The sequence below is a fragment of the Bombilactobacillus sp. ESL1092 genome, from assembly GCF_058107465.1.
On sequence record NZ_CM176594.1, the window covers coordinates 1,038,951 to 1,065,820 of the forward strand.

19 protein-coding genes and 1 pseudogene are annotated in these 26,870 nt (G+C 36.8%); 14 read left to right on the plus strand and 6 right to left on the minus strand.

What is annotated here, in order from left to right; all coding sequences use genetic code 11:
- Positions 1–214: 214 nt before the first annotated feature.
- The 4 genes from AC3B6Y_RS04780 to tnpA all read left to right on the plus strand — a co-directional run bounded on the left by AC3B6Y_RS04780 (position 215) and on the right by tnpA (position 2,479).
- Positions 215–373 (plus strand): hypothetical protein, encoded by a 159-nt coding sequence (locus tag AC3B6Y_RS04780; protein WP_489790535.1) that lies wholly within the window; start codon positions 215–217, stop codon positions 371–373.
- 29 nt (positions 374–402) lie between these two features.
- Positions 403–528 carry a hypothetical protein gene (locus AC3B6Y_RS04785; protein ID WP_489790537.1) on the plus strand — a complete coding sequence of 42 codons (126 nt, stop codon included), beginning with the start codon at positions 403–405 and terminating at the stop codon, positions 526–528.
- A 260-nt stretch (positions 529–788) separates the two neighbouring features.
- Positions 789–1,544, plus strand: a complete 756-nt coding sequence (locus tag AC3B6Y_RS04790; RefSeq protein WP_489790538.1) for a CPBP family intramembrane glutamic endopeptidase — start codon at positions 789–791, stop codon at positions 1,542–1,544.
- A gap of 479 nt (positions 1,545–2,023) precedes the next feature.
- Complete coding sequence (tnpA, locus tag AC3B6Y_RS04795; protein WP_489790540.1) at positions 2,024–2,479, plus strand: IS200/IS605 family transposase; 456 nt, start codon at positions 2,024–2,026, stop codon at positions 2,477–2,479.
- A gap of 837 nt (positions 2,480–3,316) precedes the next feature.
- Here tnpA and AC3B6Y_RS04800 read toward each other — a convergent pair.
- From AC3B6Y_RS04800 to AC3B6Y_RS04810, 3 genes are all read right to left on the minus strand, one after another.
- Positions 3,317–3,976 carry a CPBP family intramembrane glutamic endopeptidase gene (locus AC3B6Y_RS04800; protein ID WP_489790542.1) on the minus strand — a complete coding sequence of 220 codons (660 nt, stop codon included), beginning with the start codon at positions 3,974–3,976 and terminating at the stop codon, positions 3,317–3,319.
- A gap of 216 nt (positions 3,977–4,192) precedes the next feature.
- Positions 4,193–4,339 carry a hypothetical protein gene (locus AC3B6Y_RS04805; protein WP_489790543.1) on the minus strand — a complete coding sequence of 49 codons (147 nt, stop codon included), beginning with the start codon at positions 4,337–4,339 and terminating at the stop codon, positions 4,193–4,195.
- Between the two features lie 169 nt (positions 4,340–4,508).
- The gene (locus AC3B6Y_RS04810; protein WP_489769297.1) at positions 4,509–5,138 is read right to left on the minus strand and encodes a helix-turn-helix domain-containing protein; all 630 of its coding nucleotides are present in this window, start codon (positions 5,136–5,138) and stop codon (positions 4,509–4,511) included.
- 194 nt (positions 5,139–5,332) lie between these two features.
- Here AC3B6Y_RS04810 and AC3B6Y_RS04815 point away from each other — a divergent pair, with 194 nt between their 5' ends.
- A complete protein-coding gene (locus tag AC3B6Y_RS04815) occupies positions 5,333–5,869 on the plus strand; it encodes a hypothetical protein (RefSeq protein ID WP_489790545.1) in 537 nt (178 codons plus the stop codon).
- A 285-nt stretch (positions 5,870–6,154) separates the two neighbouring features.
- Positions 6,155–6,511, plus strand: coding sequence for a hypothetical protein (locus tag AC3B6Y_RS04820; RefSeq protein WP_489790547.1), 357 nt, complete (start codon positions 6,155–6,157; stop codon positions 6,509–6,511).
- Positions 6,512–6,603: 92 nt separating this feature from the next.
- Here the strand turns inward: AC3B6Y_RS04820 and AC3B6Y_RS04825 are convergent.
- Positions 6,604–6,720: pseudogene (locus AC3B6Y_RS04825) on the minus strand (type II toxin-antitoxin system mRNA interferase toxin, RelE/StbE family); the annotation flags it as partial.
- A 237-nt stretch (positions 6,721–6,957) separates the two neighbouring features.
- Here AC3B6Y_RS04825 and AC3B6Y_RS04830 point away from each other — a divergent pair.
- On the plus strand, positions 6,958–9,132 hold the full coding sequence (locus tag AC3B6Y_RS04830; RefSeq protein ID WP_489790549.1) for a peptide cleavage/export ABC transporter: 2,175 nt from the start codon (positions 6,958–6,960) through the stop codon (positions 9,130–9,132).
- Positions 9,125–10,492, plus strand: coding sequence for a bacteriocin secretion accessory protein (locus AC3B6Y_RS04835; RefSeq protein ID WP_489790551.1), 1,368 nt, complete (start codon positions 9,125–9,127; stop codon positions 10,490–10,492). Before AC3B6Y_RS04830 ends, AC3B6Y_RS04835 begins: the two co-directional genes overlap by 8 nt.
- A gap of 68 nt (positions 10,493–10,560) precedes the next feature.
- Here AC3B6Y_RS04835 and AC3B6Y_RS04840 read toward each other — a convergent pair whose 3' ends face one another.
- The gene (locus AC3B6Y_RS04840) at positions 10,561–11,502 is read right to left on the minus strand and encodes a DUF1002 domain-containing protein (protein WP_489790552.1); all 942 of its coding nucleotides are present in this window, start codon (positions 11,500–11,502) and stop codon (positions 10,561–10,563) included.
- 285 nt (positions 11,503–11,787) lie between these two features.
- Between AC3B6Y_RS04840 and AC3B6Y_RS04845 the strand changes: the two genes are divergently transcribed.
- From AC3B6Y_RS04845 to AC3B6Y_RS04870, 6 genes are all read left to right on the plus strand, one after another.
- Entirely contained in the window at positions 11,788–12,843 is a 1,056-nt protein-coding gene (locus AC3B6Y_RS04845) for a D-alanine--D-alanine ligase family protein (RefSeq protein ID WP_489790554.1), read from the plus strand.
- Positions 12,844–13,223: 380 nt separating this feature from the next.
- The gene (locus tag AC3B6Y_RS04850) at positions 13,224–15,728 is read left to right on the plus strand and encodes a hypothetical protein (RefSeq protein ID WP_489790555.1); all 2,505 of its coding nucleotides are present in this window, start codon (positions 13,224–13,226) and stop codon (positions 15,726–15,728) included.
- 365 nt (positions 15,729–16,093) lie between these two features.
- A complete protein-coding gene (locus tag AC3B6Y_RS04855) occupies positions 16,094–18,601 on the plus strand; it encodes a hypothetical protein (protein WP_489790557.1) in 2,508 nt (835 codons plus the stop codon).
- A gap of 502 nt (positions 18,602–19,103) precedes the next feature.
- Positions 19,104–21,806: a BspA family leucine-rich repeat surface protein gene (locus AC3B6Y_RS04860; protein WP_489790558.1), complete on the plus strand. Its 2,703-nt coding sequence runs from the start codon at positions 19,104–19,106 to the stop codon at positions 21,804–21,806.
- A 324-nt stretch (positions 21,807–22,130) separates the two neighbouring features.
- Complete coding sequence (locus AC3B6Y_RS04865; protein ID WP_489774691.1) at positions 22,131–22,286, plus strand: hypothetical protein; 156 nt, start codon at positions 22,131–22,133, stop codon at positions 22,284–22,286.
- A gap of 267 nt (positions 22,287–22,553) precedes the next feature.
- Positions 22,554–22,631: a putative holin-like toxin gene (locus AC3B6Y_RS04870; RefSeq protein ID WP_489791509.1), complete on the plus strand. Its 78-nt coding sequence runs from the start codon at positions 22,554–22,556 to the stop codon at positions 22,629–22,631.
- A 212-nt stretch (positions 22,632–22,843) separates the two neighbouring features.
- On the opposite strand, the gene AC3B6Y_RS04875 is transcribed toward AC3B6Y_RS04870, so the two are convergent.
- Positions 22,844–26,707 carry a pectate lyase-like adhesive domain-containing protein gene (locus tag AC3B6Y_RS04875; protein ID WP_489790560.1) on the minus strand — a complete coding sequence of 1,288 codons (3,864 nt, stop codon included), beginning with the start codon at positions 26,705–26,707 and terminating at the stop codon, positions 22,844–22,846.
- Positions 26,708–26,870: the final 163 nt, after the last annotated feature.

Sequence of the window (26,870 nt, forward strand, 5' to 3'; positions counted from 1 at the left end):
CGAAATGAAAATAAGTCTTTAGTACATAGATACTGAATGTCTTTTATTTATAGCTTGAATCATCAAAAGCTTAAAGTTAAATTAATCTTGTTTCAAGAATGATTATTCGATTTCTTATTATTTCTTGAAATTAAAAATATATCTAACAATGAAATCATTTGAACTTTTGATTTAGATTAGATGAGTTAGATTAGGAAGGAAGTGACGCGTTGGAATGAACTTTGAAGTTATATCTGATAATAATTTGAACTATTTTTCTGGTGGAAGATCTAAAAAAAGAACAATTTGCTGGAAAAGCAATGATAAAAAGCATTTTCTACATTTTGTTGTTGGTTCAAATGAATTGTCTGGAAACATTGACTTGTTGTTTTAAATTTATTTTTTTAGAAAGGGTGTTTAATAATGAAAGAATTAATGAGATTGAACAGTTTAAGCGATGAACAGTTAATTGTTGTAAATGGCGGTAAAAAAAAGAAGCGGGGACATGGCTTTAGTTTTCATGGAAATATTTGGGCTGTATGGGGATAACTATAAAAGGAGAAAATTGTAAAATGAAGAATGAGAATTTGACTAAAACTAATATTAGTAATTTTAAATGTATCGATGATATTGAATTGAATAATACTTTAGGTGGAAAACATTTTCTTCATATTAAAGGACATGCTAAGATTCATTGGTATTAATATTGTTATAATATAAAATTGTTTTGATAATACCTGTGATTGAAATTAGGTCACAGGTATTAATTTATTTTTTGGTTCGTTAATTGTGATTGAATTGGAGCAAACATGAAATTAAAAAATGAAGTTATAGATGGTTTGGCAATTATTTTAGGATATTTTATATCTGGTCATATATTAGCACATGGATTAAACCGTGAATCGATGTTATACTCTACTGAAAGATTTGTGGTAGTTATTATATTGTCTTTAGTTATAGTTAATATTTTACGTAATAAAAAATACGGTCATTTAATTTCAAATTTTGAAATTAAGGGGCATAGTACTATATTTAATTATATAGTTGCAATATTATATACTTTATTTATTTTTTATTTTTATGGAGCTTATCGACATTTCGGCATAGTTATAAGCTATAATATCAAAAAAATTGTTATAATATTTAATCTTTCTTTAACAGCGGCTATTTTTGAGGAATTATACTTTAGAGGATTGTTGTTTAATATATTTAATAGACTAACTAATAAAAGAATTTACTGTCTTTTATGGTCAGCTTTGTTCAGTAGTTTTTTCTTTGCTTTAATACACTTTGTAAATTTATCAATGGGTCAAAGCTATATAGCTACAATACAGCAGGCCATAATGGCATTAACATTAGGAATTTTTTTGTCTTATGTTCGAATAGTATTTAATAATTTAATTGTTCCAATTATTATTCATTTTTTTATTGATTTTGCTCCAATAGTTGCAAAAAGTAATCCGATCAATCCTTGGCCTTTGGTGTGGATATTTATGTTGATAGTTCAGGTTCCGTTAATTTTATTAATAATAAGAATATCTAAAAATTCACAGTTTTATGATTAGACTAACTTATTTTTATCACTGTCATGTTTTTAAGATATTGATCTCACTATATCTATTAGAGATAAATCAACTTATATCTATTTTGGGTAATGCTATATGCTTGGTGCTAGTGAATTTTTTAAAAATATTTACACAAATAAGTATTGTTCCAATCTATTTTTGAACCTTGCTAAATAGCGATCTTGTTGGCGTTCAATATCGAACATTTGGTTTCAGTTGCAAAAACTGCTTCAATTTTTATACGTCGTTTATTCAGTAATCGCTAACTAACTTTATCAAATTTTTGTTTCATATTTTTCTAACTAGTATCCAAAAATTAATGACTTTTTGGATACTAGTTTTTGTTTATATAAGGTGAAAATAAACCACAAGTTTTACTTGTGGGGGTCAGAAATAGCTTTAGCGTTAAAAACTCCCTTTCGATATAATAGTTTTTGGCTACCAACCAACACTGTTATCGAAAGGGAGTTTTTCTAATCTTGAAACAAGATACTAATAGCCTAGCACATACAAGATGGAATTGTAAGTATCACATTATTTTTACACCTAAATATCGTCGAAAAGTAATTTATGGAGAATTACGGCAAGACATTGGACGAATCTTAAGAAGGTTGTGCGAATTAAAAGAAGTGGAAATTATTGAAGCCCATGCGATGCCAGATCATATCCACATGTTGGTGAAAATACCACCTAAAATTAGTGTTTCTAGTTTTATGGGTTATTTAAAGGGAAGAAGTGCAGTTATAATTCATGAGCGACATGCCAATTTAAAATATAATTATGGCAACCGTAGTTTTTGGGCGCGAGGATTTTATGTGAGTACAGTAGGACTCAACCAAAAGACAATAGCCAAATATATACGCGATCAAGAACTGGAAGATCGAATCAAAGATAGTATTAGTAAAAAAGAATACATTGATCCGTTTAAGAAGTAAGAACAAATAAAAATCATGAGCAGTAGCGGTTGGTAGTGTTTTGTTGGGCCCCTTAAAGGGGCTTTTTGCGTCGGGGGAGAGCCCTTTTAGGGCTAAATAAAAAGCCACCAGCTCAGCTGGTGGATCTTTACTTAAACTCTATGCTTAAATAACTGAGATTAGCTAAGAAGTTAGGATAAGGTAATAAGTGCGGACACCATTTTTATTTAGATCCGCAGGTCCGCTGCAATGTCATGACAGTAACTTGATCCGTAATTTCAAGATTTCCTTTAAAACCGTAATAATGTAATTTATTGGTGACGTGGTTTAGCTTTCTGGTTCACTATTCCAGTTCTAATTCATTGAGATAAATCATTATACCTTTGATCCCAGCAGTCAGACCGGGACATTCCTAGTAAATCAAACAAATTCAACAAGCTTAATAAACGATGAAAACATCACAATTTGAATACGTAAACGCATTAAATTCAGTGGTTGTACGTCAGATAATGAACGTTTAGCCGTTTAATCATAAAGGGTACAATTTTTTGTAGAGTGGATTCAAAATGTTGATCCTCCAATCTTGAATTCTTGAATTAAAGTTTGTAAGCTAGAAAATTTTGGATTAAACATATTCAGGTGTTTTTTATTTCAATTATTTTTTGATTAACATCAACGCCTATTTTATCAATGTTGCAAAAGCCAACGTATCTTTTAGAAAAGCGTGCGAGATAGTCAAATTGCTCAGATGATATCAGTAATAATAGAAACTCAAATAACACCACAATTAATTTTTTGAAATTGTAGTGTTATTAGTCAGAATTTGGATATTTAATTTTCTAGATTTTAATTATATCGTTAAAACATTGTGCACATTGTTATCAAATTGGAGATACTATGACACGCGATTGCCATTTTAATATCTTTAGTTGGGTAATAAGTAATTGCGTAGGATAACGTTGATATCAATAATTCAAATGATGACCACGATAAAGAATAGCCATGAACAAAAGTAAAGATTATGGACACTAGTGTGATATTTAAGATGGAATTTAGTTTTTTTAAGAGCCCACCTTGGAACATGCCTTGAAAAATTAACTCTTCCAAGATAGGTGAAATGATGATTAAGCTAATTAAGGTGATTATTATTAAAGGAGTTTTAGAAGTTAGAACTTCAATAATTTCGTAGTTATTCTGGCGATCACTGGTATTTGTCAAGTAAGTGATGATTAATTGAGCTAATTGTGAGCTTATAGCTAAAGCTAGGGCAAATAATAAATTACGCAGCGTTAGTTTTTGTTCTGATATCTTAGTGCCAGTGATCCAACGATAAAGCCCATAAGTAAAGCTGACGACTACGATACTGGAAATAACAAATAATAATGTGTGATTTGCTAAACTATAATGATATTTATTTTCATTATTCCAAAAAGTCTCTGCCATTGATGGGACTTGGGCAGCTATAAAAACTATAAAAATAAAAAATAATTTAAAAATTAAAATTAAAACTTTTTTCAATATTTATTGACTCCTCGTTATTTTTGGGTAGCTTGTTACTTTACTAAATAAAAAAGCGAAAAAAATGCTTCGCCTTTCCAGCCGTCAATAACGCCCATGCTGTATCTCGGACTTGACTGTAAATTTTACCACCAATAACGCTGTTCAATTTGGAATTATCAATTTTTGGAAGTTGAGCCATCTTATTCATAGCAAATTTATCATCTACTTGTATTTTTATAAATGTTTATGAAGCCAAGAACTAACGCCATTACATCCCTTGTGTAGACCGTGGCCAATGCCGTAACCAAAGTTATAATCAGCTTTACCACCACCAGTAACACTTTGCAGTTTAATATTATCAATAATCTGAAAGTTATTCATTGGTTGTACTCCTTTCCATCAACTATTTTTATTGACGTAAGTCGTTGTAACTTACAACTTTTATTTTAATAAATATTTTTTAGAAAAGGTCGGCTTGTTTTTAACGTCTATTTTTCAATGATTAACGTTCACAAATGGCAGTCAGCAAATGTTTGTTTTTTAAACTTGTCTACGATTTTGAGTAATATTTTGTAGGATACAAATTAAAAATCATAATTAAGTAACAAGTATTGATAAGAGTCATTAGTAAAATACCAATGCACAGGCCCAAATCGAAGACGTGGTTAGTTGAAAAAGTATTAATAATATGTTGGTTAAATAACAAAATTAAAAGGTTGAAAATGAATGCCAATATACTAGAGATCATGAGACGGAACAGTAGGCGGTGTTGTTGGAATCTTTGCCAATCATCAAAAAGGTAAAGATAAAATATCAAAATCACGACCATTGTTGTAAAAACAAAGCGTACCTGAGGAATCGTTCCAAAAAATTTAAAATAGTTTAGTCCTAATAATATTGGCAGTAGCCAATAAATGTATAGTTTTAAATGCTTGAAACGTGATAGTTTCTTTTCTTGCTGTTCATAATGATCTAATACTTGGGGATCATTACGAATTAAATCATCTAAGCTCGTCTGAAAGATATCGCATAAATTGATGAGAATGTTAATGTCGGGAATACTATGGTTGTTCTCCCAGCCAGAAATAGTTTTGCGAGAAACCATAATTTTTTGTCCCAGTTGCGCTTGAGTTAATCCTTGTTGTTGACGGTAAAATTTGATTTTTTCGCCAATATTCATTGTTTGTACCCCTAAGTTTTGACTTAATAAACAATGTTTTAATTATATTACAAATTTTTCAGCTGAGCCAAATATTTCCAGGGAAATATTGCCCCAAATAAGTGGTGTCTGCGAACTGAAGCTTGTTAAATTGAAGAAAAAGTCTTTAAATGTAAGCGTATAATAAAATGCTATTTTACAGGGGGAGTTAAATCATGTTAACTTTTGGTCGTAAACCGTTATATCGTCCATTAATAATGAGTTTGTTAATAGGTGCAGTGTTTGGCTTGTTTGTTGGATCGGTTTGGAACGTGGGTTTAGGTGTCGCAGTATTTGTAGTAGTTTTTATTTTGATGATTTTAAATTATACGCGGAAAGTTGCCACGTTAGATGGTTATTTACAAGTTGATGAGCAAAGAATTTATTATTATCCTACAGCTAGCTTTGGTGAGCGAATTTCCTTAGTTTTATTGCCTTTTAAAAAACCACAAAGTGTTGCAATTGATGAGATAGCATCTTATCAAATTCAAGGGCGCCATGATAAATTTACTGATGTTAATTTGCCACTGCCAGTTTCCACTGCTTACGGGGCTTTCTTGCCAGGAATGCTGGCTGCTAAGAATCCAATTAATTTAACGTTAACTTTAAAAAATTCGCAAACTATTACGATTGATTTATCAATTGACTATGTTTATGATCAACAAAATTTCCGGCAAAAGTTGACTGGTTTACAACCATATTTACCTGAATAAAAATTTGGAGTGATTTTGATGAAGCAACGTACTAAATTTTTTATAGAAATCGTCTTCAATATTGTGTTGGTGATACTTTCATTGCATAGTTTGACACAACCATTTTTTAATTTAAAAATTCCATTAGAAACGGTTGGCAACTTATTATTAATTCTACTAGTTATCTGGATTGTATATTCATCAGTCATGCAAATTGCTAATTTTCTTCATGAAGGTCGACATCAAAGGTGCTAAAAAATAAAAATTAGAGACTGTTATAACTTTATTATTAGAAGGAAGTAATAAATGGCTCAAAAAGATGGTGCCTTTACTGGCGTTGGCATGGAGATGAAGCAAACAATCCATTCTAAGAAAAATTCTGATTTCGTTAATTTAATGTTATGGACTTTAGCAATTTGTTTAGGCAATGTCATTTTGCAGAGAAATGTAGCCCATTTGTCGGAAAGCAATTATCATATTTTGTTCGTAGTCCTAATTGGTGTCTACATTATTGGTGCCGTAATTTGGACAGCTTTATTTTGGAAAACTAAAGTTGCCCACACTTCAATTAAAGCTGATAACAAAACAAAATTTTATTGGACAAACATTGGCAAAACGGTCGTATACATTATTTTTAGTATTAGTTTATTTTTGATTTTGTAATTTTACTGCAATTGATAAATCCTACTTAGCTTGTTAGCTAGGCAGGATTTTTAATGTATTTAATTATCTGAAAAGCTCTACTTGTGAACCAGCATCAATAACCAATCTGGCTTAATATGTAAATCACGCTCCGGTTTACGATTCACCCAAGTTCAATGGCAAATTATATACTTTTTCAAAATCTTCTTTTTTATAACGACTTTTAAGATGTTTTTATAGTAGCTTTTAAAGCGTCTTTCAAAATTATATTATGGATTTAAAATATTTTACTGTTTAAGTTATTTGTCATTAATATTTCCTAGGTAATAATGTCTGTCACAGATAGCTTGTACTTTGAGAAAAATGGTTTTACATTAAGTATATTAGTAGATTTTTCATTTTAATGAATGTCTAGAATCTGCTAAATTATTATTTAGCTTAATTTAAAGACAAGTTGGAGTGTGTTGATGAATCCCAAAAAACTTTATATTCCTCAAGTTGATGAAGAAGATTGTGGTGTTGCAGCTCTAGCCATGATTTTGAAAAATTATGGTTCGGAATTTTCCTTAGCGCGTTTGCGCACTTTTACTAAGACAACGAATGAAGGCACCACAGCCCTTGGCTTAAAAAAGGCCGCGGAACATTTTGACTTGGAAGTTCAAGCCGTGCAAGCTGATGCTTCGTTATTTCAAATGAAGGATGTCCCATATCCGTTTATTGCGCATGTCGTGAAAGATGAAGCCCTGGAACATTATTATGTCGTGCTCAAGGCAGAACAGAAAGGCGTGTTGATTGCTGATCCCGATCCCGATGTTGGTGTTACAAAGATGACTTACGAGCAGTTTAACCAAGAGTGGACGGGGGTGAGTTTGTTTTTTGCGCCCAAGCCGACCTATCAGCCGGTGAAAGACCAACAAAAAAATTCGTTGGCACAATTCTTGCCCGTAATTTTCAAGCAAAAAAAATTATTAGTCAACATTATTTTAGCCGCACTATTAGTGACGTTAATCAGTATTTTGGGATCGTATTTTCTCCAAAGTTTAATTGATACATATATTCCCAACAATATGATTCACACCTTATCAATTATTGCACTGGGGTTAGTAGTGGCTTACATCTTTCAGGCGATTTTTTCGTATGCACAAAATTTTTTACTGGCAATTTTAGGTCAGCGACTATCAATTGAGATTATTTTAGGCTATGTGCGCCATATTTTTGAATTGCCGATGTCGTTTTTTACCACGCGCAAAACAGGCGATATTATTTCGCGGTTTAATGACGCCAACAAAATTATTGATGCGCTAGCGAGTTCCATAATTTCGATTGGCTTAGATTTAACCATCGTGGTTATTATGGGGACAGTTTTAACGCTGCAAAACGGGACGTTATTTTTAATTACATTAATTGCGTTGCCGATTTATATCGTAATTATTTGGGCGTTTAATAAACCGTTTGAAACCTTGAATCGCAAGCAAATGGAAAGTAGTGCAGTGTTAGATTCTTCCATTATTGAAGATTTGCACGGAATTGAAACGATCAAGTCACTATCGAGCGAAGAACAGAGTTATCAAAAAGTTGATCATGCATTTGTGGATTTACTCAAAAAAAATTTAAAATATACCAAAGCTGATCAATTACAACAAGCCTTCAAGCTCTTTGTGCAATTGGGCCTCGGCGTCGTGGTTTTATGGGTGGGGTCCAATTTGGTGGTCAAAAATGTGCTGACAGTCGGCCAATTAATGACCTTTAACGCATTACTGACTTATTTTACCAATCCGTTGCAAAATATTGTGAACCTGCAACCCAAACTTCAAAGTGCCAAGGTAGCTAATAATCGACTCAACGAAATATATTTGGTGGAATCGGAGTTTAATCAAGAACGTCCGCTGAAAGAACAGGAACTGTTGCATGGTGATTTAGAATTGCGAAATGTGAGCTACCGCTATGGTTACGGTCAAGACGTTTTGCACCAAATCAATTTAACAATTCAAGCGGGTTCCAAGTTAACAATCGTGGGGATGAGTGGCTCGGGCAAGTCCACCATGGTCAAACTATTAGTTGATTTTTTTGAACCGACCAAAGGACAAGTGTTGATTAATGATCATAACGTCCAAGAAATTGATAAAACCGCTTTGCGGCACCAGATTGTCTATGTACCACAAGATCCGTATGTTTTTTCGGGGACGATTTTGGAGAATCTCAAATTAGGCAATCGCCCGGGGGTTACGTTTGAAGACATTCGCCAAGCTTGTGCGGTGGCGCAAATTCAATCCGACATTGAACACATGTCCTTACAATATGAAACCAAACTTGATGAAAATGGCGATATTTTATCTGGCGGGCAAAAGCAACGCTTAACAATTGCACGGGCACTATTATCACCGGCGCAAGTTTTGATTTTTGACGAATCAACCAGTGGGCTAGATGCTATTACGGAAGCTAAGTTGGTGGCGGCACTCTTAAAATTGCCACAAACGGTGATTTTTATCGCCCACCGCTTAGCAATTGCGGAAAAAACCAATAACATTGTCGTTTTAAAACAGGGCCAATTAATTGAACAAGGAACGCACCAAGAATTAGTCGCCCAACAAGGCGAATACTTCCGCTTATTAAACGCAACGGGAGGTGGTTTAAATGGATGAGTCTCAATTAGAGAGTAGTGAATTTTATCATGCGCGCTTTAATAACTTTTCGACATTATTAATTGTGCCGGTGGCCATTTTGATTGTGTTAGTAATTTTATTTTCTTTGATTGGCCAACGTGAAATTACGATTAAGGCGCCTAGTCAAGTCGCCTCGGGCAAAGCAGTTTCCATTTTACAATCGACGAGTAATAATCAAATTACGCATGATTATTTAAAAGAAGGACAACACGTTCATAAGGGGCAGCTATTGGTCACTTATCAGTCCCAATCTTTAAAGCATCAGTTGACTTTATTACGGCAACAACAACAGTTATTTCAACAACAGTTAACGGCACTCACCACTTTGAATAATAGCCTGCAGCAAAATCAAGATTTGTTTGCCCAGACGGATCAATTTGGTTATGAGGATTTGTATCACAGTTATCAAAATCAACGCCAAGTATATCTCTTGGAAAATGAGTTGTTACAACAAAAGTCCCAAACGAATACTGCCAAAAAGAATAAGTTGATCGCGAATTTAAATACTAGTTTACAAACGGCGCAAACCAAATTGGCTGCTTATCAAAATATTGCCCAAGCGATTAAGCAAGGCTCTGATCCGGGCAATTCCACTTATCGTTATTTATATACAGCTTATCTCACAGCCAAACAAACCCAAGATCCGAGCACTGCGCAAGCAGATGCTTTAACCAATATTCAGCAACAAATTGACCAGTTGCAAGACAGCATTCAAGCGACGACTCAGCAAAAATTAGAGTTAAGCGATTTTGATAGTAGTCAATACGATGTGGCAACTAATCAGCAAAAATTAGCTAGTTTACAAGCGGAACAATTGAGGTCCTGTTCTCAACAACAAATAGATCTGAAACAAAAGCAAAGTCAGAATAATTTAAAACTCAAAGAAGTTCAAGATTCCACGCATGATTTGAAAGTTAAAGCACCGATTACGGGGATCGTTCACGTGTTAAATCCCAATCAGCGTAATAAATTGGTGGGCACGGGCAATCCGTTGGCCCAAATTTATCCACCGTTGACGGTCCAAAAACCACTCAAATTGCAGGCTTATGTTGCGCCCAATGATATTTCAACCGTACGGCGCCAGCAAATATTACGAGTTAAAATCAGTCGCAATGTGCCGACCCCCATTGTCTTGAGCGGACGCATTAAAACCATTAGTGTCGCGCCGGTGACTGTGGGTAAGAGTAATTATTATGTCGTTGAAGCATTGGCAAAAGTCCCAGCAGCACAAATTACTAATTTACATTATGGCATGGCGGGACAAGGTTCCATTATCACCGGTCGGGAATCATTTTTCACTTATTATAAAAACCGCTTATTTAATCATGAAGATAATTAAGTTAATAAAAAAGGCTAGGATCAAAGTCGCTGTCTTGCTGACTGATACCTAGCCTTTTGACATATCAATTAAAACAAATTTTGAAAGAAGTTGACGATTTTAGTCCACAATTGCTGTAAGAAGCCTTGATTTTGGGGAGTATTGACTTTGTTAAATAAATCTTGGGCATGACTTTTGATATCCGAACTTAATTTATTGGCCTGCTGGCGAAAGTTGCCATTTTTTAAAGCACCGGAATCCCGAATTTGAACCAATAAGTTAATGATTTTTTGTTTCTGATTATCAGTAATAATGTTTTGCAGATTATTATTTTGAATCGTGTTGTTGACGATATTGGTGATTTGATTAACTGTCACGTTATTCCCAATCTTGGCCATTTGACTCTTAGCTTGCGCAATCGCGTTGTTGAGTTGGGTATCACTATAGCCTTGTTGACCCTTATTTTGTTGGCTAATTTGGCTTAACGTTCCCATTTCATTTTGCGCTGCGGCGACTTGATTCTCATTGAGTTGTTGGCCATTTTGGGCAAACGCGGCGTAAACACCAGCTAAGGCACCCGAACCATCAATCGGAGTGGCCGAAGTGACGTAGATGTTAGCGTCGCTAATCCCGGCGGTTAAAGCCGCATTACGGTATTGATTAGCAGTAATCGTGGTGATGTTATTGTGACCGTCATATTTTAAAATTTGGACGTTAATGCCCGAACCACGGCTGGTCTTTTCAATTAAAGCCGAGGACCAAACGCCTGATTGCTCCGTGAAGTTATCGCCTGCCGGATTGAGGTATTGCACTAACGTGGCACCGGTGACGGTGATTTGTTGAAAGTTTTTATTTTGAATTTGATTCGATAAAACGTCAATCGTTCCTTGCTTTTGGGCGTTGGACAATGAAGTTCCTAAGGTCATCACCGGGGTGTCCCAATTATTGTCCGCTTGGGTGGTGGTCGTCGTTAGCCACCAGCCACCAACTAACACAGTCAATAAGGTTAATAAACGTGTTCGTAATTTCATGATGTTTTCCTCCTCATGGGGATCTAGGATTATTATAACAACTTAACAAATTACTGACTACTTTCGCGCAAAGAGTACTTATGTAATGACAAACTTATTCGGTCAATGATTAGCAGAAAATTGTTAGAATTTATGCTGCTTGGAGTTACTATTGCTAAACATTTCAGTGGTAGATAGCTACCAGGAGGAACGATTTTCTATTGGTTCTTTAATTAAATGTGTTATACTCAAGGTTCTAAGTACGACCGATAAATGAACTTCAATTTAATTAAAGGAGTTAAACAAATGAAAATAGTTGTTTTGGCCGGTGGCCGCAGCACTGAACGCAATGTTTCACTATCGTCTGGTGTCAAAATTACCAATGCTTTACGCTCTAAAGGCTACTTTGTAGCTTTGGTGGATTCTTTCTTGGGCCAAGAACTAGCGGCCAATCAGAAGGTTGAAGATCTTTTCACGACGCAATTAGCGGATGAGACCAAGTTAGTGATTGATGATGAAGTGCTCACAGATGAAAAGATTAATGCTTTGCGCACGGATGGTACGCGTGGCTTACTTGGCAAAAACGTACTCAAGATTTGCCAAGCTGCTGACTTGGTTTATCTTGGTTTGCACGGTGAAGATGGCGAAAATGGCAAAGTCCAAGCCGTGTTAGATGTCTTTGATATTCGTTACACGGGTAGCGGTCCCTTAGCTTCCGGTCTGGCAATGAATAAGAAGTTTTCTAAGGAAGTTTTTGTGCAAAATCAAATTCCTACGGCACCTTATATAACGACCAAAACCACGCAAATTGCTCCAGCGGACATTCCGTTTGGTTTTCCAGTTGTGGTAAAACCGGCTAATGGTGGTTCGAGTGTAGGTACGCACATTGTGCGCGAATATGCGGATTTGGCGGCGAGCTTAGAGGATTCCTTTTTATTTGACGAGGAAGCTTTGATTGAGAAGTACATCCAAGGGCGCGAATTTTCGGTGGCCATTATTGATGGCGAAGTTTTGCCACCCGTGGAGATTGTGGTGACGACTGGTTGGTATGATTTTCAGCATAAGTTCCAAGACAATAACCAAACGCAATTCATTACACCACCCGAGTTGGATCATGAAACAGCGCAAGTTTTAGAAAAGTTGACGCGCCAAACTTTTGCGGCCTTAGATATGCAAAATTATGGGCGCATTGATTTCTTGGTAAGTGAAGAAGGGGCTTACGTCATGGAAGCTAACTCACTGCCGGGCATGACGCCGCGCTCCTTGATTCCGCGTGAAGCGGCCGCCGTGGGGATTAGTTATCCTGATTTATGTGAGAAGATTATTCAAAGTAAATGGCGTTGGTATGAGCAACAAGCTTAAAATTTAAGAGTTAAATAAGACGACTGATGGTTCAAAGAAGCCACAGTCGTTTTTTTGTGCTTTAGAAAAGCCAATGAATTAATGTAAATGTTGCATAATAATGGTTTTGCTTTAATATTTTGCATTAAAAAGAATAATTAGTAATTAAATCTAAATATTTTTATATTTATTAAATATAAAAATATATTAGATATAATGAATATATTACTCAACAAAATTCGTGATTCATGGTATACTCTAACAAATGATACTGACAAAAAACTGATGTAATCCCCATCTGTAGGCGTTTTATTATCGATAAAAGTATAACTGCTGCTGTAATTTTGATAATTATATTTTGAATAAATATTTTCTAAAATATATTATGGATAGTGAGGCTAATGCGTAACGATAAAATTTTATCAATAGTAATTTTATTATTTAGTTGGGCTTTGATTTTGCAACTACACGTTAATAATGTTAATGCTGATCCCAATGATGTGACTGCCCCGCTGGTCAAACAAGTGGGGTCAGTTACGTTACCGAATAATCAAGTTTTACAGGCGCCGACCATTACTGTCAGTAATTTGGCAGTTAATCCGCCACAAGCTACAGATATTGATGATGGCTTGACTTGGTCGCCGGCTCAAAACCGGATTGAGCTCGGCCAAACGTCTGCTGTTACGAATAATCAAGGTAAAAGTGTCAATATGGGTTTTACCTTTGGTGGTTGGGGTGATCTTACGATTTCGGGTCAATTAACTGCTAGCCGCAAGGCCAATATCTTCTTACATGATGGTCAAAAAGATAACGGAACTCCCAACAATATTCAAGCTTTCTATGGTGGTGTCAGTATTGGTCCCAGTACCAGTGTTGATTATGCCTTATTAGATAGTACGACGACCTCAATTGGCCAAACAGGGGGAGTTTTACAAACAATGTCTAATTTGACGTATTTTGTTTCTAAAGATGCCAGTGGAAGAGTCCAGGCAGTTAAGATTATGGGATACTTACGTTCTGGGACTTTGGAAGTGGAAGAAGTGTTGCGGACTTCTCGTTACTCAGATGGTGGCGTAGCTCAGGAATTGTATGTTAAAAATGTTTCCACGACGTTACAAAATTATGTGGTAGCTGAAGGGGAAGATACGAAGTTAGAAAATGAAGATCAGATTGGCTCTTATGTTAGTGACCGGGTACCGGTTTATGCCTTGGGGGATAACCGGGGCATGTATATCCAGTCGCCAAATCATCGCTTAAATATTAATACTGATGTCACTGATGGTCCTACGCATTGGCTAGCAGGTTTTTATGGCGATTATATCAAGTGCAATACGAGTGGAGTCAGTACTTTTGCTTATGGCACTGCCGTGTTTAAGGGCAGTAGTTTAGCCAATGCTACTGGTCAAGAGGTTGGTAGTTATCCTGCTGGCTCTGAGTTATTACCAAAAAGTGGCGGTTCCTATCCCGATTCAGCGTATGCTCTGCTGTGGCCAGTAACTAATTTGGCGGTTGGTCAAACCAAGCATTATGCCGTTGATCTGGGAATTAATGCTAGTGCGTATTCTAAACCATGGTTGACAGAAACTTGGCGCAACGTTTCCCGGAGTGATGGCAAAAATTATCCCCAAGATCAAATTGAGTTTGATGTGACTTTAGGTAATGATGGTTTTGCGAGTGCTTATCAAACCACCAACTTAAGTAATTTGCTCCCCACTGATTTCCAAGTTACAAGTGCTAAAATTACTTACGCCAATGGTCAGGACAAAACGGTTGCTTATAATATTGCTAATCGAGGACTGCAATTGAGCCCTGCTGATGCAATTGTACTCAAGGATAACCAAAAGGCAAAGATTACTTTTCTGGGGACAATTAATACGAGTGCTAATGGAACAACTTTAAGTACGACGCCTAAGGCGACAGCCATAGAACAGAATTTAAGTAGTCATCCAACCAGTGATTTTTATGGTTCCACTTTGAGTATTCCAGTTGAAAAATTAACTTTTTCTGCCAATTTAACGCAAACCGCGGTGGATCGTACGCGCAGTTTACCAACCAATTATTATGTTCCCGGAGATACGATTGATTTTTATTTAGACTATCAGATTGCTGCGGATAGTACGGCCACGGCATCACAGCTAGTCTTTACAACACAAGCCAGTGCTGGTTTGAAGTTTGCTAATTATGTTTTTGCGAGCGACGGCATTAATAATACTGATTTAGTAACTACTTATATGACAGATCAGACAAATGCCAATTGGCCGCAAACAATTGTAGTTAAAAAACGTAGCAGGGAAACTTTCAAAGCGGGCGATCACTTGCGTTTAACAATTACTGGTGTAGCCGTGGGGGATTTATCTGGAGCACATAATAGTAGTTATCAAACTTTACAACATAATGTCAATGCTTCAGCACCTCTCAATTCTGGGCAAGGAAATACTGTTAACGCGCCAATATTAACATTGCAGCGTGCGAATTTCGCTTATTTTACTGAGATACCGACGACGATTGATTTTGGTAAGGTCGTGAATGCAGGGCAATCCGTAACTAATCGTGCTACCAAGGGAGCGTTAAAAGTTAATAGCTATTTTCAAAATGCGACCGCTCAAGGTTATGAGATCCGAGTGGCTTATGATAATACTGGTAGTCAAAGATTAACAAACGGCTCGGTTGGCTTAATACCACAAGGAACGTCGTTATTAGCATATCAAGAACAGCCGGTTTTAAGCAGCGGTATTAAGGTGGCCAAGATTACGCCTAGTTCTGGTAATAGTATTGGCATTAATGAACGTGGGATTGATTTGACTGATTTAGTGGGAGCTAACCAGTGGCAATTACATGCGCAGCGTAATGCTTTAGCGGGAGATTATAAAGGAAAGCTAACGTGGTCCATGGTTAATTCGCTGTAAAATTGAACCGAAAATAAAAGGCTAATTGTTTAATTCTTGGATTAAGCAATTAGCCTTTTTTTGTGCTTTAAGTTTAATTGATAAAAAACTTATGGTTTTTATTCAAAATATGATTATTAGAAAAATTAAAAAAATATTTGAAATTAATTATGGATAGGCGTTATAATTTATCTGAAAATTGATCGATTAATCACATGGCTGCATGAGTTACATTTATAAGTATTGAATTTTGATCAATTAAAGCGGTAGTATTTTGCTAATTGTTTTTACATAAAAAGTTATAAATCTAAATTTAAAATTAAACGTTATTAAAAAGTCTATTTGAGTAACTAATTGTTGGTAAGATTTAAAGTTGGGAGAAATTAATGTCTCAAAAAGTTAATGGAAACTATGCTTTAAGATTAGCTGTGCAACTGATAATTTTAACGTTGATCCCGATAGCAATGACTTGGAGAGTACAACAGGTCTGGGCTAAAGAACAACCAGTATCTCTAATGAAGTCTGTGGACTCTGTGGAGTTGCCTGATGAGCAATTATTAAAAAAGCCAGTGCTGACTGTCAGTAATTTAACGCTAAATCCACCGCAAGCAACGGATATTGATGATGGCTTAAACTGGTCACCTGCTCAAGATAACATGGAAATTGGTTATACTAATCCGGTAACTGTTCAAGGCAAGTCGATAAAGATGGGGTTTACTTTTGGAAGTTGGTCCGCTACTAGTTTTTCTGCGCAAAGCTTGTATTGTAGAAAAGCTAATATTTTCTTACAGGATGGTGTAAATACTGATGGTTCGCCCAAAAATATTCAAGCTTTTTTTTATGGTAATAACACAGGACCTAGTTCCAGTAGTGATTATACTATTTTGTTTTCCTCAGAAAATTACACTTCGTTACTATGGGGTAGCCAGTTAACTTATTTTGTATCTAAAGATAGTCGTGGAGCAGTTCAAGCGGTCAAAGTCATGGGGTATTATAGTGATTCATTGGAATTTGAAGAGATATTACAACGTTCGCCGTATTCCAATGGTGGTGTGACACAAGCACTATATATGAAAAATATTTCGTCTACATCGCACAGTTACTTTATTGGTGACCATGAGGACACAGAATTAGAGAATGAATTTGTTTATAATGGAAGTACTTGCATTTATTCTCCTGATCATGTACCAATTTATGCATTAGGCAATAATCGAGGGATGTATTTTGAATCACTGAAACATCGCTTGAATGTTAATACTGATCTAATTAATGGACCAGCACATTGGGCTGCAGAATACTATTTGGATGAATTTAATTATAATTCTACTGGTATTAGTACTAATTTGAGTAAATCTGCAATTTTTAAGGGAACTGCTCTATCAAATGTTACCGGTCAAGAAGTTTATAATTATCCGTCTGGTACGGAATTACTTCCACAAGCTAGTGATGGCTCATATCCTGATTCTGCCTATTCTTTATTGTGGCCACAGACTAATCTGTCAGTTGGACAAACGAAACATTATGCGGTCGATATCGGAATGACGACTAGCTCTTATTCAATACCGAAAATTACAGAAACTTGGCGAAACGCATCACGGGCTGATGGCAAGAATTATCCCCAAAATCAACTTGACTTTACTGTTAATCTAGGAAACGACGGTAAGGATAGTGAGTATCAAACAACTAATTTATCTAATTTAGTACCTGAGGGAGTGAATGTGAACCCTAAGAGCTTTAAATTGAAAGACGTTAACGGTAACGAGAAGTCATTGAATTATAATGAGGCTAATCGTGGTCTCCAATTAAGTTCAGCAGACGCGATTAATTTAAAAGATAACCAAACAGCAACTGTGACTTTTTCTGGTACTATATCACAGACTGTTAATGGTTCATCATTAACAACGACACCACAAATGTCTGCGGTGGAGCAAAAGTTAGATGGTAACCCTACTACAAATGTTTCGGGGACGGAAATCACTATTCCTTTGTCAAAGTCGACATATGATGCACAATTAACGCAAACGGCTTTAGATCGTACGCGCAATTTACCTACAAATTATTATGTTCCGGGAGATACGATTGATTTTTATGTTCATTATAAAATAGCTGCTGATAGTACTGATACTATCTCTGCAATTCATTTTGTGCCTAGCGTTAGCGCAGGCTTGACGGGAATTGGTTACGTAGCTGCCGCAATGGCTGATGATGATTCAACTACTAGCTCTTTAAAAGCTACTTACCAACAGGCATCAGGAGCAACTTGGCCTTCGCAAGTGAACGTGACGAAGCGTGATGGGATGCCTTTTAAAGCAGGAGATCAATTCACGGTAACAATTACAGGGGTTGCGGGCAAATCTCCAGATGATAAGCATAGTAGTAGCTACAAATCATTAAGCCAAACAGTTGATGCTCATGGAACTTTAACTTCTGGTAATGACTTGGTTTCTGATCCAAATAAGTTAACAATCATGCGACAAGATTTTGCGTATTTTAAAAGTGTACCCACGGCAATTGATTTTGGTAAAGCCGTGAATACTGGACAAAAGTTAGCTAATAAAACGACAACCGGTAAATTGAAAGTTAATAGTTTCTTTCAAAATAGTACGGATTCTAACATTGATGTTTGTGTCTCTTATACGAGTGATTTAGCCGCCAAGGCTGGGGAGACATCATCTTTGTCATATAATTCAACACCAATTTCAAATAATAATACTAAAATTTCGACTATTACGCCGACTTCGGGATCCAATGATGGTTTGTCAGGTTATTATGATCGAGTTACTGATTTAACTGCGTTGGTCGGTCCTAAGTCATGGCAATTAACAGCTCCAAAAGGTATACCAGCGGGAGATTATAAAGGAAAGCTAACGTGGTCCATGGTTAATTCGCTGTAAAATTGAACCGAAAATAAAAGGCTAATTGTTTAATTCTTGGATTAAACAATTAGTCTTTTTTTGCGGTGAATGCAGCTGTGTTAACTCTAGATGACAATATTAATTTACAGCTGTCGGCATTGATCATCAGCAAATATTTAAAAAAGCAATCTAATTAAAAAATGTCAAACAACATTTCAAAATTAACTATTAGAAAAAATTGGAAAATATTTGTTATTTGTTATAGATGAGTGCTATAATCTCTTCGAAGTTTAATAATATAAATCTTATTTTTTGAATCAAATTATGTATTATTCAGTTTTTACGAGTGAATAAATATATAATTTGATTAATTATTTTAGAGTAAAAGATAAAAACAACATTTAAAAGAATTAAATATTATCTGACTGTTATTAATGATGAGACTTAAAAGTATTTGATGGCAACTTTGGATTAAACACTGTTTAAGTAAAAATAATCAATCCTGAACGGGGCGATTAACGAGAGAAGGGTGGTGCAGGAAATGTTTAAATCTGGCAAGTTAGTGCTCATAACTGCGTTGTTGTTATTTATTATGAGCTGGGCATGCTCGCAGCACACGGTCATATTAGCGACTTCTCAGCGGGGACAAGCAGCTACATCTCGCATTCAACAGCAAAGTAATACTAAGAGTTCAACAACTATAACCACGCAACCAGTGCTGCATTTATTATCTGTACCGCAGAATTTAACTCAGTCCCCTGCACCGGCTTCAACGTTGAACAATGTCATTAATGTTCAAGCTGATCCAACAACTGCGGTTACTTCGGGGACGTTAGGCAGTTGTTATTGGTATTTATCTGATAACAATACGATTTTAAATATTAATGCTGGAACTATAGGAACCGTGAACAATACAATGCCTGGTGAAGATCCTAATAGCACTTACCGGAATCGCTGCGGTCCTTGGATTGCTTATCGCGATCAGATTACCACCGTCAAGATTGCCCCCGGTGTGAAAACAAATAGTGATTGTTCTTATTTATTTGCTAATTTAACTAATTTACAGCAGATTGTTGGTTTAACAAACTTGGATACTAGTCAAGCTACTATGATGGGAAATTTATTTCGAAGTTGTACTTCATTAAAGAAAGTTGATTTAAGTAATTTTAAGACTTTGAATGTTAATAATATAGAAGGAATGCGCAGCTTGTTTTTCGATTGTGCAAGTTTGACGGATATTGATCTGAGCAGTTTTAATACCAGTAATAATCATGACATCGGTTATATGTTTGATAACTGTTCCAGCTTAACGCATATTAATTTTGGTAATAACTTTGACACGAGTCAAGTAATTAATCTGAGCTACATGTTTTATAATTGTACTAAGCTACCGGAGATTGATTTTGGTCAGAAGTTTGCTACAAGCAAAGTTACTAATATGGAAGCAATGTTTTACGGCTGTTCCAGCTTAAGTAATTTAGATTTAAGTTCTTTTCAAACTAGTAAAGTGACTGATATGGGATGGCTGCTTTATGGGTGTTCCAACTTGTCAAAAATCACCTTCGGTGCGGGATTTGATACGAGTAATGTAACGTTAATGAAGTCAATGTTTAATCAGTGCAGTCATTTGACCAGTTTGGATGTTAGTCAAATTAAAACTTCATCAGCTACTAATATGTCGTATATGTTTTATGGCTGTTATAACTTACCAACTTTGGATTTAAGCACCTTTGACACTAACAAAGTCGCTGATATGTCTTACATGTTTTACGGGTGTTCTAATTTGCAAACTTTGAATTTAAGTTCCTTTAACACTGCTCATTTGACCGGCATGACTCAAATGTTCACTTTGGATTTGAAACTGTGGAAACTACAATTAGGTACGGATACCAAGTTTACGAATTCGCCGGATTTAGCAATGCCCCAAGCAGGACAAATCTCAACTTACAATGGTTACCAATATGAAAATGTAGGTGGTTGGCAAAGCGTTGCTGGCGGCAGTGATATTGCCCCGGCAGGTACCATTTATTCTAACAGTGATAGTTTAAATAGTCATTTAGCAACCAATCATATTCTGCCCGAAACATTAGTCTGGCAAAGAAAGTGGGCCAACACTGCGCCAACATTAACACCGACTCAAACCAGTTACACCTATGCGCAAGATTGGAATAGTAACCAATTACCGCCATTTGAGTTTGATGTTCGAGTTCAAGATCCTGATAGTACGACCGTGGCACTGTATTACTCTATTGATAAGCAGTTGGTTAATTTAACAGATATCAAAAAGTGTCAGCAACTAACAGCTTTCTCGGGCACTAGTTCGGCTCCGATTAATACCACTTACCCAGCTCAAATTAAAGTTGATTCTGATCTCAAGACATTAGCTATACCGAAACAAGGTGGACATCAAATCTACCTATATGGGGTTGATAGTGGTGGCCAATTTACGACGATTAATCCCCGAGTTACCACGGCGCAGTTGACAATTAGAGAAAATAGTAAAATTACGGTGGATACGGTTGACCAAAATGGTAATCCGTTACCTAACGCTGAGGAAACCGGCAACCGACCCGCGGCTTCTTATTATGGTTCGGTAGGCGAGACTTTGAATCTTGCCCAAGATACGACTAATTATCCGGACGATATTTATACCAAATATCATCGTTATCATTTAAAAACACGCCCTGCTTCAGTGACCTATCAATCAGTCGCGAATGCTGATGGTTCCAAACCAAGTGCTAATCCTGTTGAAATCAAGGTAGTATATACCGAGGTCGGTAGCCTAACGCTGCAAGGCGTTCCTAATAATTTAGATTTTGGCACTAAGATTATTTCACAAAGTAGACAATTAAATCATTTGCCTGAGAGTTCATCCAACCAAAACTTGCAAGTGGTGGACACTACCCAAAAGCCTAATTGGCAATTATTAGTTAGGTTATCAGAACCATTGACGAATCATAATAACGATTTGTTGAGTAATGTTTTGAAATATCAGCAAAGAAATAATGGCACTTTAGAAACAATAGGTACTAGTGATACTTTGGTAGATAGTAAAACAGCGACTGTTGATACTATTCAGACGCCGAAGATTGACACAACAGATATTTCAAAAGCTTGGTGGTCTGCTAATGGGCAACAAGTGGCCGGATTGATGTTAGATTTGCGCACGGCTTTGCTTAACTTTCAAAGTGGTCAATATCAGGGACAATTGACGTGGTCAATCACTAATTCGTTGATGAATTAAAAATGATTGTTGGTAATTGCATTTCAAATAAATCAAAAGTCATTGGAGCTTTTGATATGAACAACAAAAAATCGTCCTATCAATAACTTTGGCAAGTTATAGGACGATTTAAAGTCGTTCGTTATCTAGTCACCGCCTTTAAAGCGGATCGCTGAGGGATTGGTGTACCAGCACCAGTCCTTTTTCATTACCAATATAACATATTATTCGGGAAAAATCATTTTCTAAAACTAATAAGTGGTTCACGCTAATCGATATGCTAAAATAATTAATGCGATAAGTTTTATGGGCGGTGACTGTTTGTTCTCAAGGAGGTGCTTGCGTATGAGAATACGGAAGAATCAACAGAAAGGATACACAGTCTTACTTGAATACCTATCAGGTATTAATGTTGATGATTGCTTTTGGCACACTAGTTGCCGCAATCATGAACAAAAAGTAACAAAAAACCGTCCTATTAATAACTTTGGCGAGTTATAGGACGATCAAATAAATTCTATAATTTAGTCACCGCCTTTAAAGCGGATCGCTGAGGGATTAGTGTTTGGAGCACTGATCCCTTTTTCAATATTATAATAACATATTATTCGGGAAAAATCATTTTCTAAAATTAAGAAGTGGTTCACGCTAATCGATGTGCTAAAATAATTAATGCGATAAGTTTTATGGGCGGTGACTGTTTGTTCTCAAGTAGGTGCTTGCGTATGAGAATACGGAAGAATCAACAGAAAGGATACACAGTCTTACTTGAATACCTATCAGGTATTGGTGTTGATGATTGCTTTTGGCACACTAGTTGCCACAATCATGAACCACAAAAAGTAATAAAAAACCGTCCTACAGTAACTTTGGCAAGTTATAGGGCGATTTAAAATTGTCTAAATAACTAGTCACCGCCTTTAAAGCGGATCGTTCAGGGATTGGTGTACTAGCACCAGTCCCTTTTTCGTTACTAATTGTAACACATTACATATTATTTTGGGTAATAGCAGACAATAATATTAGCTTGGCAGTTGGTCTAGTTAAAACTCAACTATTTATTTTAAACTGTTTTGCACTGTCCAAGTCAACGTACCGCCCTGAGATCCAGGTTTTAATGCAGTGTCATTGGCTGGTATCTTTAAAGCAAGTCCTTGCTTAGTAGCAGCGGAAGGATTAAGTTGAATGTCCTTTTTTTGATTGGCAGTGAGTGTGCCAGTGAAAATTGTTGCAGGATCAGCTAAAGCGGCGGCACTCTTTGTGGTTTGATAATAAATTAAGGGTGTCAAAATTTTATTACCGCTGAAACTGGCTAAGAGAGAAACGTTAGTGGCATTTTTAGTGTGATTTGTTAATTTGGCAGTAGCACTAGGCGTGTTAGAAAAAATCGTTTGGTTTTGGTGCTTTAAAATCACACTAAAACCTAGTTGCTGAGGAACATCTAATTCAATATCTGGTTCAGTAATTAAATAATTGAGGATTTTACTCTGGCCTAAGAAATGAGTGCTTTTGTCTGCGGCAACCGCCAGTAATTGATCACTGTGACCAGTTAAACGACTATTGTTCTTACCGACAACTTGCAGTGGTTGTTCCACTGTAAAAGTGGTGTTAGCCGGAATTTGACCGTCACTAAAGCCAAAATCCTTGCCCGTTAAGGTATAGGTATCTTTGGAATTCGTCGCTACTTGGATGGATTTTTGGTCATCAGGAGTCTTCGCAGTAAATGTCAGTTGCGGACTAGTTGTTGCTACCGTAGAATTAGAAGTTAAACTACCTAGCTTAAATTGAACCGTGTCTAAAGCATGTTGCCCCACCGGTTTAAAAGTGGTTTGCAAATGATTAGCGCCCCGACTGATAGTATTTTGTCCCTTGTTAATCTTTTTCACAGTTTTGGTAACTGAGTACTTAGGAAACGGCAAGACTTTGTATTGATAAGTGGCCTGGTCTTCTTTTTTGAGTGGATAATCGTTCGTAGGACTGGCATCATCTTGACCGCGGAACTGTAGTTGGTGAGTCGAGGTATCGCTATCGGCTTGGTTAGTGATGTTATCAATTTGCCAAGAAGAATCTTTGATGGGTTCCTTGTGCGAAGTGATTGCAATGTGCTTTTGTAAATCAACGTTGCGACCGTCATTTACCTGACCCGTAATACTAATGTTATTAGCAGTTGTATCACCATCAAAATAAGTCAGGGGAACTTTAACCGTATCACCAATTAAATATTGATCCACTTTATCGGGGATTCCTAAAGAAAGATTGGTAACCCCGATGGTTTGCTTAGGCGTTTCTTGAAAATTCGATACCGCACTTAACTGCAAAGTATCACTGGAATTAAATTCTAAATGAGCTGTGGGGTGCAGCGTATTGTAATTAGCTAACACTTTTTGTAAATCAATATCGTAATTTTGCACGGTCGAGTCTTTTGCATCAGGGGTCCACTTAATGGCAGTGTCGGCAACGTATTGCGGCATAGCATCAACACTATCAACTAAGGAACCGAGGTTATCCGGATCAGCCACCCCATCTTGCACGCCTTGATCGTCGGCCAGCAACATTCCGGGGGTAACCGGCAAAATTGTATTAGCATTTTTGATTCCATAGGCTTGCTGGGAGTTGGTCACTGTCCCTAAGTCATATTGTTGACCTAAGCGATTGAGTACCAGGTGCATTAAAGGTGGAGTGGGGTTAAAACTTTCTTGGGTATCATCGCTGTAGGGTTGGACGCTGCCTTTGATATGCATGTCTTCACTGGCATCTTGGTGAGGGATGATTTGCGCGGTGTGATTGGTGATGGTCGGACTCCCGAGCTTGCCAAAGACGATTTTGTGAAACTCTTTGCCGTGCATAATGCTTAACCCTTGATTTAGTTGCATTAAATCCGCTTGTTTAGCATAAATTTGTTTGTTACCAGATTGGAATAAGGTGGCGGGAATAGCCCAATAAGCAAACGGGACATCGATTCTTTGGACTGGAACTTTATCGAGGGTCAGTTCGGGGTAATTAGCAGTTCCTAAAGACTGCGATGGTCCAGTGATTGGTGAAGGATTACCTTGGGCGCTAAAAGTCGTGTTTTGGACGATAACGTCACCGCCCGCACTGCTGTCATTACCACCTTCAACGTTGACGATATGAGCATTGTCGTTATCGTTGTTACCTAAATCTAGCATGATTTCCTTAGGGTTATAAATATTCAAATTTAAGCCCGCATCCGTATCTAATAAATTCATACTATTGCTTGTTTGTTTGGTGCCGGTTTCGTGTAATTTAAAAACGCCATCTTTTTTGATGGTAATGTTCATTTTGGAACCAATTCGCATTAAATTACCGAATCGGGGATTTAGGGTAGTACCACTACCGCCAAAATCGTGTAAGTTATTAGACTGCACATCAAAAGTCCCGTGATCTAATGTGATATTTCCGCCGTTGAGATCGACTAAGGGGAGACTGTGATTGAGCGTACTTTTGGCATTGGGGCTATCAGGCGTAATATATTTGCCGTAGTCGGCACCGTGATTAGAAGCGTAACTAGCGGCATCGCCGACGGCTTGCGCGGAGGTATCCTTGATATTGCCTTGGTCATCTAATAAATTGTTGGCATCTGTTTGGTAATCCATGGTACTTTGGTCATTACTTTGCAGGCGAATAATGGGAGAGCCACTGGCTTCTTTGTGGAAGTGAATACTGCTGGTTCCAGAAACATAAATAGCGCCGGCTAAGTTAGTCGTACTGCGCAGTGCATTGGTGCCGTCAGAGTACTGGCCTTTGGCGGGAGCATCGTTAGAAATAATATTTAATTGCGAATTACCGTAAAGGTCAATATCAGAAGTGGCATTAGAGTCTGATGGGTGCATCACTAAGGCGTAATTATGATTTTCCACATAGCCAAAACCGCTATTTTCACCTGATTGGCCGTGGGGGTAGAGGTAAACTTGGGCACCATCTTTTAAGACCACGCTGTTTTTGGGACCTGTTAACTCAATCCCGTTGCCATTATAGGTATAGCCGGAGAAATGGCTGTTTTTATCAAAAGTAATCCGCGAAGCTTCGAAGATTTGTTGGTTACCGTCGGAGTCAGTTGTGTAGACTTGATCGTGGTACTTATATTTTTGAACGGAGGACAAACTAACCCGATTCTTAATGATAATTGCAGTCGTGCCGACGCCATTCAGTGAGTTATGGGTTTGTGAACCCACGTAATTGACATTATCATAAGTGATTTGGGTGTAACCGCCAGCGGCTTGAATCGCCGCGTTATCGGTTAAATCAACATTTTGTGAATTACCGGAATTACCTGCAATGGGTCCCCAGTATGAAGAGCTAAACAAATTAACATCTTTTAAAGTCCAGTCTTCTTTATATAAGTTGCTGGTCACTAAGCCCGCGTTATTACCCTTTAGCGCAATGCTATTGTAACCAAAATTGAGCGTATAGCCTGCACCGTCAATGGTTAGTTTGAAATGGCGCGTGAAGTCGTAACTATAGCCACCACCGCTAAAGCCATACACACCGGCATTAGATAAATCCAGATTATTTTTTAAAATAATGTGGTCAATATGTGAAACGCCACCTGGAGCTTGATCATCATAGACGGCTTCTAAAAAAGCTTTGGGTGTCGAAACATATACGGTATAAGTATTGCCGACATCGGGGTTTGTGCCGTCGTAGATAATTTCATCCATATCAGAATACTGGGGCATATCCGGATAAGCGCTGCCTGAGCGGGCGGGATTATCCAGTAAAGGGGATGCTTGTAATGGACTAGTAGTTTGGGTGTTAGGAGTCTGTTGGTTAACAGCACTGATTAGTTGTGCATCGGCGCCTGTTTGTGGTTTTAGTAGATCAGCTTTAACTTTAGTTGAGAAATTGCTACTAATAAAGACTATGAATAATAAATAGAATATAAAATTGATTTTTTTGGTCATTTATCTTATCTCACCTATTTTTATTACATTATGATTAGGAAAAATATTTTTTGATTAAAAATATTGCATTAATTAATCTGGAAAGCTAAGGTATTATAAACCTATATCTACTGCTAGGCAAGTAATCTAGTAAATAAAATTAAGTAAAATAATAAAATGAGTA